The sequence below is a fragment of the Mangrovimonas spongiae genome (assembly GCF_003944795.1).
Lineage (GTDB): Bacteria > Bacteroidota > Bacteroidia > Flavobacteriales > Flavobacteriaceae > Mangrovimonas > Mangrovimonas spongiae.
On the sequence record NZ_RWBG01000002.1, the window covers coordinates 317,683 to 335,115 of the forward strand.

A 17,433-nucleotide genomic window follows, 5' to 3' on the forward strand; every position below is an offset into this window, starting at 1 on the left:
TTTATCTTTTAAACACCTTAATAAGGTACTTAACGCCACTTACAACAAGTAATACAAGTACGCCAACACCTAATCCCATTAAAAAATCTCTTAATAGTTCTGGCCATGACGCCATGATATCATGTAACGCCTCTATATTGTGCACAAAAATACCGCCTGCAACCAACAATAATGCTATCGTTCCTATAACCGATAAACTTTTTACAATTAACGGCAATGCTTTTATTAAGCCTTGACCAATATGATAACCTATTGTTTTTTGTCCGTTACTAGACGTGACTAATTTTAACCCTAAATCGTCCATTCTAACAATAAGTGCCACTATACCATAAACACCAACAGTAGCAATTAAAGCCACAATAGAAACCACTAAAATTTGCACTGTTAAAGTTTGATCCATAACAGTTCCTAACGCAATAATGACAATCTCCACCGAAAGAATAAAGTCGGTAAAAATAGCCGATTTCACTTTCTTTTTTTCAAGATCGTTAGAATCCTCTAGTGTATGCGCCGTTTCATGTACGTCATCTTTTGGATGCGGCACAAGGTATTCGTAAATCTTCTCTGCACCTTCATAAGCCAAATATAACCCACCTAAAACTAAAATAACTGTCACCATCCAAGGCACATAAGCACTAAGCAAAAAAGCGATAGGCAGAATAATTATTTTATTTAAAAACGAGCCTTTTGTAATGGCCCATAAAACAGGTAGTTCTCTAGAAGAGACAAACCCTGAAGCTTTTTCGGCATTTACGGCTAAATCATCACCTAAAATACCTGCCGTCTTTTTGGTTGTTACTTTACTCATAACCGCCACATCATCCATAAGGGCAGCAATGTCATCTAAAAGGGCAAAAAAACCTGATGCCATAAATAAACGTTCTTTTTAGGGGAATTAAACCTGTTTTGAATTAGCCATAAGAGACATGGCAATATAACTTAAAATGATTAGTGGAATACCAGCAAATTGAAAAACAATTAAAAAGACCACACTTAATATGATAAAAATATACCTAATACCATTGGCCTTAAACGACCAGTCTTTAAACTTTAATGCAAACAAACGAATAGGACTTACCAACAAATAACTACTTAACAACGTTAGTCCTAATAAAAACCAAACATTTACAATAATGTTATTCATGGCATCGCTTTTTTGAAATTCAATAATTAAGGGCAACGACAAAATTAATAAGGCATTAGCTGGTGTTGGTAACCCTTTAAAGGCTGTTTGTTGTTCTTCATCTACATTAAATTTAGCTAGTCTGTAAGCAGAAGCTAACGTTACTAAAAACCCTATTAAGGCTATAGGTGCAAATGTAAAATCGTGCCAATGTATAGCGTCTCCCCAATCGTTCGATAAAGTTGCTAGAGCTGTTTGGTCGCTTGCTAAGGTTAATAATCGAAACATAATTATTCCTGGCACCAAGCCGCTAGTTACCAAATCGGCTAAAGAATCTAATTGTATACCCAAATTACTTTGCACACCTAATAGTCTTGCCGCAAAACCATCAAAAAAATCAAAGAAAATACCTGCAAAAACAAAAAAGCTTGCTGCAACAAAATTATTATTCACAGCTAATACTACAGCTATACAACCGCAAAAAAGATTTAGCAATGTAATAATATTAGGAATATGTTTTTTCATAAAACAACGTTTAAGTATGTAAAAATAACAAACTATTTACGTCTAAAACAAAAACCAAACAATATCTATTGACATTTCAAGTTTAATATGTTGAAAAATAATATCATATTTGCAAAAAAGAATTGTCTTTTGAAAACCTTACTAACCTTACTAACGTGTTTTGTAATCACATGTTCTGCTCTGGGACAAACGGTTAGAAAATATTCTAACGAATTTATGAATATTGGTGTCGATGCAGCTGCTCTAGGTATGGCTAACGCTGTTACTGCTCATACGGCCGATGTAAATTCTGGATACTGGAATCCCGCTGGTTTACTACATTTAGAAGACAAAGAGTTAGCGCTTATGCACTCTAGTTATTTTGCTAATATTGCCAATTACGACTACATTGGCTTTGCCATGCCTATTGACGACCGTAGTAGTATTGGGCTCTCTGTTATTAGATTTGCGGTTGACGATATTTTAAACACCACACAGCTTATCGACGATCAAGGTAATATTAACTACGACCGAATTAGCACCTTCTCTACTGCCGATTATGGTGTCACATTCTCCTATGCCAGACAACTCCCTTTAGATGGATTACGATACGGTATTAATGCTAAGGTTATCCGCCGCATCATTGGCGATTTTGCCTCGTCTTGGGGGTTTGGCTTAGATGCCGCTGTTCAATTTGAAACAAAAAACGATTGGAAGTTTGGTATTATGGCTAGAGATATTACAACTACTTATAATGCTTGGAGTATTGATGAAGATGAGTTTTCTACTATACAAGATGCTGTAGAAGGCGAAAACCAAGAACTTCCAGAAACTACCGAAATTACCATCCCTAAATTGCAGCTTGGAGTCTCGAAAAAATTCATCATTAATTACGACTATTCTATTTTAACCGAACTGGATTTAAATGTACGATTTGAAGAAAACAACGATATTATTTCAACATCTTTTGCAAGTATTAATCCAGCCTTAGGATTAGAGTTTGGCTATATTGATATGATTTTTCTTCGTGGTGGTTTAGGTAACTTTCAAAATGAACTTGAATACGACAATAGCGAACGTTTAAGTTTTCAACCAAGTATGGGTGTTGGGTTTAGGTATAAAGGTATTCAAGTAGATTATGCCTTTACCGATATTGGTGACCAAAGTGTCGCCTTATATTCCAATGTATTTTCTCTAAAATTAGATTTTAGTATCTTCCGCTAGCGAAAAATTAAATCATGAAACACCGTTACGCCTTTATTCTAATACTATTACTAACAACGCCATTAGTATTAGCACAAACGCTATCACCAAAAGCCGAAATAAGTGTCTTAACTATTGGTCCTGGACAAGCTTTAAACGATGCGTTTGGACATAATGCCTTTAGAATTAAAGACCCCGCAAACGGCCTAGATGTCACGTACGATTATGGTCGCTTTGATTTTAACACCCCTAATTTTTATTTAAAGTTTGCCTCTGGAAAATTAAATTATGCCATAGGAAAATCGAAATATAGTGATATTTATGGCTTTTATACATGGCAAAACCGTCGTGTAGAAGAACAAAAGCTTAACTTAACACAACCACAAAAACAAGCTATTTACAACTATTTAGTAACGAACTACAAACCTGAAAACCGTTACTATTTATACGATTTCTTTTACGATAATTGCGCCACTAAAATTAAAGATGTCGTTGCCGAAACGTTAAACCATAACTTACAATTTCACGCCCCAAAAGACTTTAAGCTGAAAACCTTTCGTACACTTATTCAAGAAAACTTACCTTGGAACTCTTGGGGAAGCCTTGGTATTGATATTGCTTTAGGTGCTGTTATTGATAAAACAGCTACGCTAGAAGAACACATGTTTTTACCACAGTATATTAATTCCTTATTTGGTTTAGCAACTATTAATGCAGATAGCACCGCTTTAGTCACTTCTAAACAAACACTTTATACCCCTAAAAAAACAAAATCATCAAGCTTCTGGTTTATTATAATAAGTCCTATAGTTATATTTAGTTTACTAGCCCTTATTATAAGTTATATAACTTATCAAGATGCTAAAAAACAACGCCGCAGTAAAGGTTTAGATGGTGTTATTTTTGGTATTACAGGTAGTATTGGCATCCTACTTTTATTACTTTGGTTTGCTACCAATCATCACGCTACTGCCAACAACTATAATTTGTTATGGGCTAGCCCTTTAAGTCTTATCGCATTAAAACCACTACTAAGTCAGACACCTAAAGCCTGGGTAAGGAAATACCTTAAGTTTTTACTGATTTGCTTAGCACTTTTAGCATTTCATTGGCTTACTGGTGTTCAACAATTTGCGCTAGCTTTATTACCTTTATTTGTAGCATTGGCATATCGTTACATCTACCTAATACATACATTAAAAACACAATAAGCGTTTACTGTCCTCTAAAAAATATAACTGCACTTAATGTTTTTAATAACACATTAGCGTCTAACATAAAACTTCGATGCTTAATATAATACAAGTCGTACTGTAGTTTAACTAAACTATCTTGTACAGAAGCCCCATAACGTACTTTTACTTGTGCCCAACCGGTTAAACCGGGTTTAATAATGTGGCGTGTTTCATAAAAAGGAATAACCTCAGCCAGTTCCTTAATAAATTGTGGACGCTCTGGTCGTGGCCCAATAACACTCATATCCCCTTTTAAAATATTGATAAACTGCGGAAACTCGTCTATTCTTGTATTTCTTAAAAAACGTCCAAATAAGGTGACTCTTGTGTCATTTTTTGTGGCCCAAACAGCACCATTCTTTTCAGCATCTTTAACCATAGTTCTAAACTTGATAATCTTAAATGTTTCTCCATTTTTCCCTACACGCTCTTGACGGTAAAATAAAGGGCCTCGATTAGCAAGTACATTTCCCAATAGGATTAACGGAATAAAACAACAGCCCACTAAAGTCCCCATCAAAGCAATTAGCATATCTAGAATTCTATGAATGAATAAATAAAATTTGTTTTTATTGCTACGGCTAAAAGGGAAGTATTTATAAAAATCTTTACCTACAAACTGCACGGGAACACGGTGTGTCATGTCTTCATACACTTGTGTGTATTCTTTAATAGGAAAACCATGCTCTAATAAAGTAATAAGCTCGTTATAAATATCAGACGTAATAGCTTCAGCATTATAGGTAGCCACAACAATTTCTGATACTTTTTCTTCTTGTATAATACGATGTAAATCTTCAGGAGGATATTCGGTAACACCTTTATATTTTATAGAAGATACTTGGCGTTCTTCACAATTAATAAACCCTATAATTTTATAGTTAGGATCGGCTTTCTTAAATGCTTCAACAATGGTTTCTATGTTTGATGTTTCTCCTACAATAAGCACTTTTTTAAAAAACCGTGGTTTCGAAATAAAGTTTATATAAACTAAGCGCCATGCAATTAAAGCAAATAAAATAGCGAGATAAAAATAAACAACCTGTAATCTATTGCTTGGTAAAAAGGGAGTAAAATAGGGTGTAAATAAATAAAATAAAACCACCGTTGATGTGGTTAAAATAATATTGGGGAGTGTTTTTTCTGTGCGACTTGCTTTTTGCAAATCGTAAAGCTCGAAAACAGTACCAAAAACACTTAAATAAATAATTAAAACAAGTACCCACGACCAATTTTCTTTCGTTATGGTAAAGTAATCAAACGAAAAATAATTACTTATTAGGCATAGCATACCTAAAACAGACAGTATATCAATAATTCTTAAGAGAATTTTACGCTCAGAAATATTAAAATGAATGTCTACAGGCATATGTTAAAAAAGGTTAAAGCTAAGATACTAAGTTCCAACAATTATACAAGTTATGTTACTGTAAAAGCTGCAACCAATCTTGTTTTACATGATTCCAATCAAAATTTTCGGCTTTAATGCGTGCGTTCTGCGTCAATTGTTTCGTGCTTTCTGTATTTGCTTTTAAACCTATAATCGCTTCTACCATCGCCTCTACATTTTCTACTGGCACTAAAACAGCCTCTTTTAAGTGTTCTAAAAAATAAGGAATACCACCCACGCGTGTAGAGACTACAGGTAATCCTAAAGCCATAGCTTCTATAACACTTACGGGCATGTTATCATAATTTGTGGTATTTATAAATATATTATGTGAGTCTGCCAAAGCAATCCATTCTGGTTTTGATAGCTTGCCAGTATAAGTCACGGTAACTCCTAAGGTTTTAGCAAGGGCTTTTGTGGCTTGTAAAGAACCATCGCCTGTATCTGGTCCTACCATAGTTAAGGAAGCTTGATATCCTTTATCTAAAAGTGTTTTTAAAACTTTAATTGCCATTGTTGGATTATAAATATATGAGAACGAGCGCACCCATAATAAATCTAATTGTTCATAACTATAATTATGAAACGTATAATTGGCTAACGTAATACTATTAGGAATATAGGTGACAGGTTTAAATCCTGCGGTTTCAAACGCTTCTTTTAAATAGATTGAAGGCGATACTAACTTGTAAGCTGGTTTAAAAATCATCCGACAAAATACGGGGTTTTGCTGTAATCGCATAGGAAGATTTCCGCCATTTAAGCTAGGTATATAACGCAATCTTAACAAACGGCATAATTGCGAAATTATTAAGGCGTAATAAAAATTCCAAGTACTATACGTATCTATTAATACTATGGAAACCCGATGCCTATTTCTTAACACCTGCCATATCATATCCAACAGCCGGTAAAGCTTATTTGTTTTCGATGACGCATAATATACCGTCATTCCTTCTGCTTCTAACATAGGGCCTAAAACACCAATAGACGATATATTGCTTCGTGTACTATTTAAGTTGTTTCCTATATACAGGAGGCTTCTTTTCATAAGTAACATTTAATAACGCTAACGCATAAATAAAGGAAGGTGCTGCTATGCGCATACCCGAATGATTAATCGTTGCAAACCAAAATGCTAGAAAAGCATAGAAAAAAATATTTTTCTTATTGGTACTCCTATAACTTAAAGGCGCAAAAATTAATATAAGTAAGGTTATGATCCCCATAATACCGTGTTCCGATAGTAAACGCCCAATTTCATTGTGTGATGGCAAATGCCCTATTCCCGCTTCTACACGCATATTTTTTGTTCGGCTAGCGCCTAAACCAAAAAAAGGATGCTCTACAAATCCTTCCATTTCTTCCATAAATAAGTCTAAACGGCCTGTGGCCACATCTTCTTTTTCACGTCCTAAGGCATCTTCATTAGCATAACGTTTATCTAATAAGCCACCTGTTTGCTGCGAACTAATCACCCAGGTAAATAAAGCCGCTATCACAAATAAGAAAAAAGATACTAAAATTTGGTTTTTTTGATGATAATTTGACTTCCAAAACAACACCCATAAAAATGCAGCAATAACAATTACTGCTGCAATAACACCACCACGACTAAACGTAACAAAAGCTCTAAACGTCATAGCACCAAATAATATAAGGTTAATAACTTTTAATACTGTACCAGGTGAACGTAAAAATAGTCTAACAACCAAGGTAAACATCCCTAGTCCTAACACCGTAGCCACTTGATTTGGTCCAAATCCACCTGAAGTTGCAGAATTTGATGCTGTACTTGTTAAAACATCTTTTATACTAGGCGTGTATAAAAACAAATAACATGTGGTTGTAATAATAGGCAACATCATATAGTTTAAAACCTCTAACACAGTTTTTTGCGGCACTTTCCTATCGTAACAAAACAAAGCTGCAATTCCTAAACAAACAGGACCACTTAATACAAACGCTATGTTGGTTCTAAAGCTGGCATCAAAAGTTAACGTAATTGAAGCAACAACAATAGCTGGCACTAATAAAATAAGGTAAATAAAATAAGGATATCCTTTTCCAGATACGCCGCGATAAAAAATCCCCATAAGGGTAAATAAAATCACTAAATACTTTGAAGCTTCATAAGATAGTCCCGATTTTGTCATTCTAAACAGCACTTCGGCACCAACAAAATACGCACACCCTAATAACACCATTCTCACCTTTTCTTGATTTGGAACCAAAATAATTTTTAAAAAAAAGTAAAGAAAAACACCTATAAAAATAAGTTTTCCTATAGGGCGAAAAAAATGCAATGCAAAAGCCATCCCTATATGTATTAAAATTAGGGTGAGGTAATTATCGGCATTATAATTTCTAAACTTAACTCTCAAGTTGTTTTAAAATATGATTTTGAATGCGGTTGTTATAATACGTAAACCCAAAACGATTTACTACGGAACGTTGATTAGCCAATATAGTGGCAAAAAGTGAAACATCCAATTTGAAAATAGTTTGTAAGCATGTTAACAACGCTTCTGCTGTGGCCACTGACATACAAACCCCTGTTTTTTTATGAATGATATATTGTCCAATAGAGGATACTTGAGAAACTATAGGAATACACCCAAAGTTCATGGCTTCTGCTATCACTTTAGGAAACCCTTCAGAGGCTGTTGTGGGCATTAAAAAGAGGTGAGATGTCTTGTAAATATCAAACACCTGATCTCTTGGCAAAAATCCATGAAATGTAATATTCAAATCACTTTTTAAGGCTAACGTTTCAAACGTATGGCGCTCTGGTCCATCTCCAACAAAATGTACTGTTCCTATTCGCTGTTTTAAATCCTCTGGTAACTGTAAAAGGGCTTCAATAATACGCCTAACACCTTTTGGTGTTTCTAATCTTCCTACATAGCATAGGTTTAAATGGTTAGAAAACGTCTTGGTTTTAGAAATGTGTTCGCCTAAAAGCAATTCATCATCTGTTAAACACGGATTTTCGAATGTTATACAGTGTTTAGGTTGGTTTGGCCATTGCCCATTAATGGTTACCGGGCGTTGTTGCTGCTTTAACATCCAACGTTGAAAGCGATATCCTAATGGTGGATGCTTTTGATTCCAGTTGCCGGCATATTTAAACCAACCTTTTGTTTTAGAAAACCAGATTAAATACGGTATCACATAAACGCCAATACCTGTTGGTGCGCGAAATTGAAAATAATCGGCTTGCTTTAACTCTTTAGAAACAGTACGCAATACTTTTGGCGCCTGTGTAAGCAATTGCATTTTTGCACTTAAACTTTGCCCACCTAATGGCGGGAGCGCTACAAATTTAATGTTAGGATTCGTATATGGCAATGCACTAGGTGGCGCCTCTCCTTGATGTAACATTGCCACATGATAAACCTCATCAAACACTGTTGTTAGATGGTTAATTTCTGTTACGGTTGGTCCCCAACCTACAATCTGACCTTGGGTATTGGTATAGTGTTCTGTATGCGAAATAATAGCTAGTGTCACACAATAGGTGTTTGCCCAAATATAAAACCTGCTTTGGAGTAATCATAACGTTACGTTGGTTATTTTTTTGATTTCTAAGGTTCTTACATAGTATTAAAAAACCACATGTAGATAGCTAAAACGACGTTTGAAAAGACAGCTATTAACTTTTATCCACAATTATCTTAACATAGCGTTTAACAATTTTAGGCCACTCATGCTGTTTTGCCCAGGCTAAAGCGTCTTTAGAAAAATCAGGTTTACGTTTAAGTATGGTGTTAATGGCTTCAATAAACTTGGTTGTATCATTAGGGTTGACAAGAATTCCTGATCGCTGAGGATTAATCGCATCTTCAATACCACAACCTGTCGCCCCAATGGCGGGAACACCAAAGGCATTAGCTTCTAAAATAGCGATACCGAAACCTTCAACATCGCCAGAAGGGGTTGGCATGCTTAACATTACAAAAATATCGGCTTGTGTATAATAAAACGATAACTGTTCATGTAAAACATGCCCGTGAAACGTCACATAATCACTTACGCCTAAACGTTCTGCTTCTTTAATAAAAGCTTCGGTTTTTGTATTAAACCCCACACAATGATAATGCACCTCTGGATAATATTTAATTAGTTCGGGCAAATGAGTTATCACATTTAATTGCCCTTTACGTTCGGTTACATTTCCAACCGTTAATAAAGCTGGTTGTCCTTTTAAGGCAGTTTGTTCTGATAACGATGCATTTTCAAGCCCATCATAGCCATTAGGAATAACGGTGATATTAGGGTGGCGCAAATGTTTAACTAATGATTTTGTATAATTAGAAACAGCCACTATTTTATCAAATTGTTTTAGCGATAAATTAATGCTTTGTTTTAGCCACCACGTTTTATAATTAACTTCACTACCATGAATGATAGCCATGTTTTTTATTCTTGAAAATACACCACAAAAGGCTACCACCCATAACGAAAACTTACCTGTTGCTATTACTAAATCGGCAGACTTTTGTGTTTTTAATAGCAGCTGAAACCGTTTGACATACATCAATACCCTAGGCGATGTTAATGGTACGCGTTTTATTGTAAATGCTTGTTTTGCATCAAATTTTTGGGTTATAGAAGCATCCTCAGAACGCTGATCGGCTAAAACAGTAACCTCATACCCTTCTATTTGCAGATGTTTTGCCAGATTGTATGCATGATTACCTATACCGCCCGGTAAAGGTGGAAACTCCGATGTAACTATAACTATATATTTAATGACTTTCTTCAATCTAATGGAGCAATTAATGGCCCTTGTTTTATTTTTTTGCTAGACAAACGCCATGACTTTATTAGCTGAAATAAGATTAACGGCGTCATAAAAATCATAAGAAACATTCCCAGTAGGGTTAAGTATTTATGGTTTTTAAAACGATACGGCATGATTGATAAAGGGGTGTTTTTAATTAGTGCTAAAATAGCGGCGTTCTTTCCAAAATAGCGACGGTAAAAATACAACACACTTGGCACAGGACGCGCATCTAACCATCGTTTTGTTCTAAACGCATCCCAACTCCCCATATCTCGTAACCCTCCGGAATTTACCTTTAAATGCAAACGTTTAGCTTTAGGGTTAGAGACATTTAAACACCCATTTATATGAACACGTGCGCCAAACTCCCCATCGCCCATACGTTGTTTTTCAAATTGTCTATCGAACAATCCTATGCGTCGAAACACGTCTTTTTTAATCATAGCATTTCCCGTATCTAATTGGTCACTCACGCGAAAAAAACTGTAGTGTTTTGGCACTTTAGCCCCAACTTTTGATATAGACACACCCGAGGAGACATCGGCGTTATAATGTTGTAAGCACTTTATATGATTCGTTATCCAATCTGTCTCTACGCGACTATCATCATCAAATAATAAAATATACTCGCCTTGACTCTGTTTTATAGCGGTATTTCTGGCCAACCATAAGGCTTTTTCTTTTTGATATATAACTTGTAAATTAAGGTTCCATCCGTTATAAAAAGCTTCTTGAAAAGACTCGGTTTGATCGACCACAATCACTTCAAAATTTGGGTAATCTTGTAACTCTAAATCGGTTAAAACATCTTTTAAATATGGGTATCTATTTAAAGTAGGAATAACGACCGTCACTAAAGGTGGTTGTTCTAAAAGTTTATATTTCCCCAAATTAGGTTGTGCTATAATGGGTGAAAAAAGCGATGCTTTTGGTGTATGGCGACTTTTAAAAAATGCTGATAATTCGGTAAAGGGGTTTTTAAAAGATAGCAATCGGATGCCCAAAACATACCATACCCAAGGGGCGTTAAAATAAGCACGAATAAATTGGTAATTGTCCTGTATTGATAACGGCTCTATATGAGTTAATTTATCTTCTACTTCAATCCAGCCTTTTTGTATGGCTTGCCAAGACAAATCATACGATTGCGCTAAGGGTGTTTTATATGGTACGGCTGGTAGTTGCTCTAATATGTCTTTTGGTAATGCTTCAGGATTTGGAAACACGGTCGCTCCTTTTTGCTTTAGCAAAAAATAATGCGTGGGTTGTATGTATTTGTAGAATGTAAAGAGCATTATTTTCGCTTTGTGAAACACCAAACAACATGATTAACACTTAACCCATAATAATTTATTTCAGATTGAGGGGCATCTTTAACTTGCAGTGTTTCTGTCTTAAAGCCTACTGTTTCAAAGCGCTTAAAGTAATCTAAACCACAGCTTCTACAATGATCGTCATGTCCATGTACTTTTTCATAATCTTTATAGGGTATAGATGGGTCTTCATATGTTTTAGAGTTATTGACTGGATAAATAGGCACACTCACTAATAGTTTCCCTCCCGGTTTTAGTACACGATATACTTCAGAAATCGCTTTAGTATCTTCAACAATATGTTCAAAAACATGCCAAATAATGGCCCGATCGTAAAGAGCATCGGCTAAGGTTAATTGGGTTAAATCCTGAACGAGATTAACATGAGCAACTTGACGTACATCTAACTTATCGTAGGTTTTTATGTCACCCAAAGTCCGTTTTGCACTTAAATATTCGTTCCGATTTGGAGCTACATGCAAAACATTTAACCGCTCTCCCGATAACTTAAAATAAGTTATGCTATATGGAATAAGTCTGGTTCTTGCTAGAGAACTGCATTTAGGGCAACGCCCTTTTAAAAAATTTTTACCTTGCCAATTACAAACGGGACAATTAACAGCCGTACCTTTCTTTAAAATACGCCAATAATGCCTGTAAAAAACCTTTTTAAGTTTTATAATATAAGGCTTAGGTGATTTAATGAGTCTTGCTAAATTCATTTTAAAAACGTTTCAATCGCCTTATTAAAAAAACCTTTTAACTGTAATATATTTTTCCAAAGCATACGGTTTTCTTGGCACAATTTATCAAATTGATTTGGATTTAAGTTAGCATGAAAATCAAATACTTTTTGTCCAATCATATCTAATTCATCTTCCTCTACCCAAACCATGTGTTTTTTCCAGTCGATAGTGTCTTGTAAAGGTAATAATCCATCGGTATTAATATACACAGGAATACGCCCCATGGCTAAGGTTTCGTACAAACGTACGGAAAAATTACCAGCACCACGCGCACAAATGATGTAATCGGACGTTTTCATATTATCATAAAAAGCCACACTGCTCGCATGTCGTTCTGCTACTGTTTTCGCTCCCGCGCGATATTGGTTTCTTACAATAAAGTTAGTCCTTACCAATGTTGATTGCTGACACGCGCGTAAACTTTGGCCTCTAAAAAAAGAACTCGATGTTAATTTTTCTGGCTTATAGGGACGTTGTTTGATATAATATGCCAGGTTTCTTCCCGCTATGTTAACCAATTCTTTTGCTCGGGTTATTGCAGACGTACTAGCTTGCCCACAAAACCCTATTGTTGGTTTTTTATGGTATGGTCGCTTAAAAATATGAGATTGTGAATAATAGGTTTGTAACGGATCGTTTATAAATACAGGCATGCCCTGGTGGCTATTTGATAGCTTACTTTGATAGCCACTAGCTCTAAATACGACGCTATTAGAATAATCTGGAATTGGTAAGCCAAAATCCCCCAACATAGCTATCCAGATTGGTTTATTGTACTTTTGGGTGTCTTCAATAAAGTCTTTGGCAACAGACAACTGATTGGTGCTATAATAATAATTCCACGACATGGGTAATATAGCAACCTTAGCGTCCTGTATGGTGTTTACAAACTTATAATCCTGATCCGACACACCATATAACGCCATTCGTTCCGCATCGGTAAACGTTTCTGGTTTTAAAAATGGTTTTAGTAAGGGGAAAATATCCCTTCTAAATTGATTATTAATATGTTTTTTGGGATAATATAGTGTCATTATTCGTTATAAAATTTCACAAACTGCGCTTGTTGTTGTCCTAAGGTAAAATGGGTTTCTACGCGCTCCCCAGCTTGTTGCTGTATTACTTGTTGACGATCTTGAGGTAAAGCAACAACTTCTAGCAGCTTTTCTGCTAACAGTTTGGGCTGTTGTTTTGGCACGACCCAACCTGTCTTGCCGTCTATCACATTTTCGGGAAGCGCACCGCCATCAGACACCACACATAAACATCCTACAGCTTGCGCTTCTAATACGGCATTACAAAAGCCTTCGGATAAACTATATTGAATATATATATCTGAGTTATGAAGTTGCTCGATAACTGCTTTTGGTGCTAACTTTCCTAATAAAACAACTTCCTTATGCAAGTCTAATTGATGTATTGCAAACAGAAGTTCTTCACGCATTTTCCCCTCGCCTATTATTTTATATGTAAATTCAACACCTTGTGCTTTAAGTCGTACTAGAGCTTCTAAGGTTTCTAGCAATCCTTTTATCCAATGTAATCGAGCTACCGTTATTATTTGTAATGGTTTATCTGTATAACTTGTCTGTTGCCTGTTAAACAAATTTGTGTTAATAGCAGGTGTAATAATCGCGTGTGATGTTTTTTCTGATACCCCTAAACCATAGGCTTTTCCCAGTAAGTAATTAGAAATAGCGTGCACTTTATCAACATACTTCCATAGTTCAGTATAGCAATTGTTATGCTTTAAGGGATAAACATCTATATCATACCCTCGTAAACTTACTGCCATTTTAGCCCCAATAGCTTTAGCTAGTGTTTCGCGTTGTAATGCCATAGTTGCAAACCCAAAGTGTAGCCAATCTAAATTGGATTTTAAAATGGGCGCATTTATATAGACTTGCTTGAGAAATTGCTTTAAATTATCTGGTTTTTCTATTGTATACCATCTTTTTACACGACGCCCATACGGCAACAACCCTAAAAACACTCTAAATACATTAATAGCTTGAAGTACAGAATATCTTGTCACCTTTGAAAATAGTTTCACCTCGCACCCGTCAAACCCTGTTTTGTTATCTTGACAAAATAAAACCACTTGAAACCCACTTTTTTGTAAGCCTTCAATTTTTGACTTAAAAAAGGTTTCGGAATATGCGGGTGCTTGCGATAAAACGAGGCCTATTTTCATTTAACTAATTAACTACACTTTTGTAAAGCTTTTCATGCTTGTGTACTTCTTGAGTCATTTCAAAGCATTTTTCAACCAAAACTCTATAATCTAATCCTTTTTTCTGTAAATCTTGTTTTGACAAACTTAACAAGCTATCTAACTTAAGTGTTAAACTAGTAACATCTCCAGCCTTGAAAAGGGCTTCTGGAAACTCGATTAACTGATCTTTTATTCCTGGAATATTAGATCCTAAAACTACTTTTCCACACGCCATAGCTTCTAATAACGCGACTGGCGACCCTTCACGTCTACCTTCATTTTTTGTTGGTAATACAAATACTTCGGCTTGGTGTATATATGGACGAACATCTAAGACCTTTCCTGTGAAAGTCACTATATCTTCTAGTTGTAATATACGCACCTGCTCCTTTAACATATTTCCATAGGGGTTAGATACATCTCCAACCAAAAGTAAATGCCAATTGGAATATTTACCTTTTAGAGTATTAAAGGCTTCTATTAGCAACTCAATGCCTTTTACAGGCACCATATTGGCGACACAAATTATATATCTAAACGCGTTACTTTCTTTTGAATTTTCTAAATTAAGAGAGAAATGATTAACATCAACTCCTCTAGGGATAAGATATACTTTTTTTGATTTTGGATAAAATTGCTTAATCATATCGGTGTTTTGAACCACAATTTTTGTGGCCAACCAGCTTCGTAACAACCATGCGTTTTTTGAAGCGCCTCCCCAACCCATATTCTTCTTAGTAAATACCCATGGTATTCCTGCTAATTTTGCTGCAAGTCCTTCGGAATAATCGGCACTATAATTAAAACTATGAATAATATCTGGCTTAATAGACTTAAATTTTCTAGACACCCGCCAGCATCCCGATAACAAGGTTGTTATAGGGCGCGCTTTATTTAAATAATGATACACATGAATGGGGTAACCAGAAGCTTCAACAGTTTTAAAAAAATCACCTCTAGTGTGTAAACACATAATATGCGGCTCGTAAAGATTATTATCTAACCCTTTTACTAGGTTAAGTAATGCCTTCCCACTTCCTGCCGTATCAAAATTAGGTATGGTAAATAAAATCTTTACTTTCGCCATGTCATTAAAGCATACAGGGTAAATATAGGCCATTTATAATCAGCTTGCTTATTATAATGGATATTAATCATATCTTCTATAGCCGAACGGCTAAAGCCAAACGTTGCAACATCGTTGTCTAATAAACGTTCTGTAATAATAGGGTTTAAATCCTCTCGTAACCATTTTCCTAAGGGTACGGAAAATCCTTTTTTAGTTTTTTCTTTTGGTATAGAAGGGAACCGTTGGCGCATCATCTGTTTTAAAAGGTGTTTTCGTTTATGGGCTCCATAACTTAACATGGGGTCTAACTGTAAACTCGCTTCAATTAATTGCTTATCTAAAAAAGGCACCCGTACTTCCAAGCTATTTTGCATACTTGCCAAGTCTACTTTTCGCAAAGTTTTTTGCATCATCCCATAAAACTCAGCATGTCTCATATTTGTTAATAATGTTCTAGTATCTTTAGTATTGGTATAGTTATACACCGTATACTGTTCGGGTAAAGCGACTGTGCTTAGTTCTGGTGCTACCGCTTGTAATAACGTTGTTCTAAACCGAGAGTGTAAGCCTTGGTGCGCTACGTTTTGAGACGGTGCTAGCAACACCGCATTTAAGCGTTTATTTCCTGTGGTGTATTTATCAAAACCATATAGTGCCTGACGTATTATTTTGGGGTAGTGTTGATATTGAATGTTTTTACCAATACTCCAAAAGCGTTCGTACCCAAAAAACAACTCATCGCCACCATCACCACTCAAGGCTACGGTAACATGCTTTTTAGCTAATTTGGACACCATATAAGTGGGTAAAATACTAAAATCGGCTAAGGGTTCATGTAGAGATTTCATGGCGCTGTCCCAATAACGTAACATTTCAGCACTTGACAAATGCCAAATATGTTGTTGACACTCTAAAGCTTGAGCAAACTGTTTAGCACGTTCTGTTTCGTCGTGTACCTGACTATCAGATCCTATAGTAAATACTTGACCGTTTTGTTGCTGTTTTTTTATTGATGAACACACTAAAGAGGAGTCTACGCCGCCAGATAAAAATGCTCCTAAAGGAACATCGGAACGTAATTGCCGTGCCACACTATCATCTAGTACATCACTTATATACGTCATTCCTTCTTCTATATTAAAAATAGATGGCGATACTGTTTTAGGCAGTTCCCAATAGCGATGATGTGTTTTTCGTCCTTCTTTTGAAATAGAAACGATTTCTCCAGGCAGCACTTGATATGTGTCTTCGTACAATCCAAAGGGTGCTGGCATAACATGCTGTTCTAAATACAACTTTAATACAGCTGTATCGATACTTTTATGAGAAAAACGTGGATGTGCTATAACCTGATCGTACTGGCTGGCAGCTATTAGTGTACCTCCATCCCAACCATAAAACAATGGCTTAATTCCAGCAAAATCACGAACCAAACTTATGGCTTGTGTGTCTGTATCGTAAATGATCATTGCAAACATCCCGTTTAGAGCTTCAACCGTTTTTTTAATTCCCCAAGCTTCTAAACACACCACTATAGTTTCGGAATCACTATGACCTTTGTAAGGTGTTTCTGATAATTGCTTTCGTAACTCTAAATGGTTGTATATTTCACCATTAAATACTAGAATGTACCGACCTTGTGGACTGCGCATAGGTTGTTGTCCTGCATCGCTAACATCTAAAATACTTAATCGGTTAAACCCTAATTGTATGTCTTTTTGATTACTCCAATACTGCTGGTCGTCTGGACCACGATGATTGGACATCGCTAATATACTAGTAAATAAAGATTTAGACTGCAGCGTATGTGTTCTATTATATTCAGCTAGAAATCCGCACATTTAAG

15 protein-coding genes are annotated in these 17,433 nt (G+C 35.7%); 2 read left to right on the forward strand and 13 right to left on the reverse strand.

Translation table 11 applies throughout. The features are described 5' to 3' along the window. Position 1: 1 nt before the first annotated feature. Together EJA19_RS05775 and EJA19_RS05780 are read right to left on the reverse strand one after the other, a co-directional pair. Entirely contained in the window at positions 2-871 is an 870-nt protein-coding gene (locus tag EJA19_RS05775; RefSeq protein ID WP_125467400.1) for a DUF808 domain-containing protein, read from the reverse strand. A gap of 24 nt (positions 872-895) precedes the next feature. Further along, positions 896-1,648: a CDP-alcohol phosphatidyltransferase family protein gene (locus EJA19_RS05780; RefSeq protein ID WP_125467401.1), complete on the reverse strand. Its 753-nt coding sequence runs from the start codon at positions 1,646-1,648 to the stop codon at positions 896-898. Between the two features lie 129 nt (positions 1,649-1,777). Here EJA19_RS05780 and EJA19_RS05785 point away from each other — a divergent pair, with 129 nt between their 5' ends. After that, positions 1,778-2,851 carry a putative type IX sorting system protein PorV2 gene (locus tag EJA19_RS05785; RefSeq protein ID WP_449405344.1) on the forward strand — a complete coding sequence of 358 codons (1,074 nt, stop codon included), beginning with the start codon at positions 1,778-1,780 and terminating at the stop codon, positions 2,849-2,851. 14 nt (positions 2,852-2,865) lie between these two features. Next, on the forward strand, positions 2,866-4,041 hold the full coding sequence (locus EJA19_RS05790; RefSeq protein WP_125467403.1) for a lipoprotein N-acyltransferase Lnb domain-containing protein: 1,176 nt from the start codon (positions 2,866-2,868) through the stop codon (positions 4,039-4,041). Between the two features lie 4 nt (positions 4,042-4,045). Here EJA19_RS05790 and EJA19_RS05795 read toward each other — a convergent pair whose 3' ends face one another. The 11 genes from EJA19_RS05795 to asnB form a co-directional block, all read right to left on the reverse strand. Continuing rightward, positions 4,046-5,434: a sugar transferase gene (locus EJA19_RS05795; RefSeq protein WP_125467404.1), complete on the reverse strand. Its 1,389-nt coding sequence runs from the start codon at positions 5,432-5,434 to the stop codon at positions 4,046-4,048. Positions 5,435-5,489: 55 nt separating this feature from the next. Next, positions 5,490-6,506 carry a glycosyltransferase family 4 protein gene (locus EJA19_RS05800; RefSeq protein ID WP_170160051.1) on the reverse strand — a complete coding sequence of 339 codons (1,017 nt, stop codon included), beginning with the start codon at positions 6,504-6,506 and terminating at the stop codon, positions 5,490-5,492. Beyond that, positions 6,466-7,839 carry an O-antigen ligase family protein gene (locus tag EJA19_RS05805; RefSeq protein ID WP_240640229.1) on the reverse strand — a complete coding sequence of 458 codons (1,374 nt, stop codon included), beginning with the start codon at positions 7,837-7,839 and terminating at the stop codon, positions 6,466-6,468. The genes EJA19_RS05800 and EJA19_RS05805 overlap by 41 nt, the downstream gene beginning before the upstream one ends. Next, positions 7,829-8,968 (reverse strand): glycosyltransferase, encoded by a 1,140-nt coding sequence (locus tag EJA19_RS05810; RefSeq protein WP_125467405.1) that lies wholly within the window; start codon positions 8,966-8,968, stop codon positions 7,829-7,831. The genes EJA19_RS05805 and EJA19_RS05810 overlap by 11 nt, the downstream gene beginning before the upstream one ends. 142 nt (positions 8,969-9,110) lie before the next feature. Next, the gene (locus EJA19_RS05815) at positions 9,111-10,223 is read right to left on the reverse strand and encodes a glycosyltransferase family 4 protein (RefSeq protein ID WP_125467406.1); all 1,113 of its coding nucleotides are present in this window, start codon (positions 10,221-10,223) and stop codon (positions 9,111-9,113) included. Next, positions 10,220-11,494, reverse strand: coding sequence for a glycosyltransferase family 2 protein (locus tag EJA19_RS05820; protein ID WP_240640230.1), 1,275 nt, complete (start codon positions 11,492-11,494; stop codon positions 10,220-10,222). Before EJA19_RS05820 ends, EJA19_RS05815 begins: the two co-directional genes overlap by 4 nt. Positions 11,495-11,538: 44 nt before the next feature. After that, positions 11,539-12,279 (reverse strand): class I SAM-dependent methyltransferase, encoded by a 741-nt coding sequence (locus EJA19_RS05825; RefSeq protein ID WP_125467408.1) that lies wholly within the window; start codon positions 12,277-12,279, stop codon positions 11,539-11,541. Then, on the reverse strand, positions 12,276-13,337 hold the full coding sequence (locus EJA19_RS05830) for an exostosin domain-containing protein (RefSeq protein WP_125467409.1): 1,062 nt from the start codon (positions 13,335-13,337) through the stop codon (positions 12,276-12,278). Before EJA19_RS05830 ends, EJA19_RS05825 begins: the two co-directional genes overlap by 4 nt. Continuing rightward, on the reverse strand, positions 13,337-14,497 hold the full coding sequence (locus EJA19_RS05835) for a glycosyltransferase family 4 protein (RefSeq protein WP_125467410.1): 1,161 nt from the start codon (positions 14,495-14,497) through the stop codon (positions 13,337-13,339). The genes EJA19_RS05830 and EJA19_RS05835 overlap by 1 nt, the downstream gene beginning before the upstream one ends. A gap of 4 nt (positions 14,498-14,501) precedes the next feature. Then, positions 14,502-15,605 (reverse strand): glycosyltransferase, encoded by a 1,104-nt coding sequence (locus tag EJA19_RS05840; RefSeq protein ID WP_158611358.1) that lies wholly within the window; start codon positions 15,603-15,605, stop codon positions 14,502-14,504. Then, complete coding sequence (gene asnB, locus EJA19_RS05845; protein ID WP_125467412.1) at positions 15,593-17,428, reverse strand: asparagine synthase (glutamine-hydrolyzing); 1,836 nt, start codon at positions 17,426-17,428, stop codon at positions 15,593-15,595. Before asnB ends, EJA19_RS05840 begins: the two co-directional genes overlap by 13 nt. Positions 17,429-17,433 lie beyond the last annotated feature (5 nt).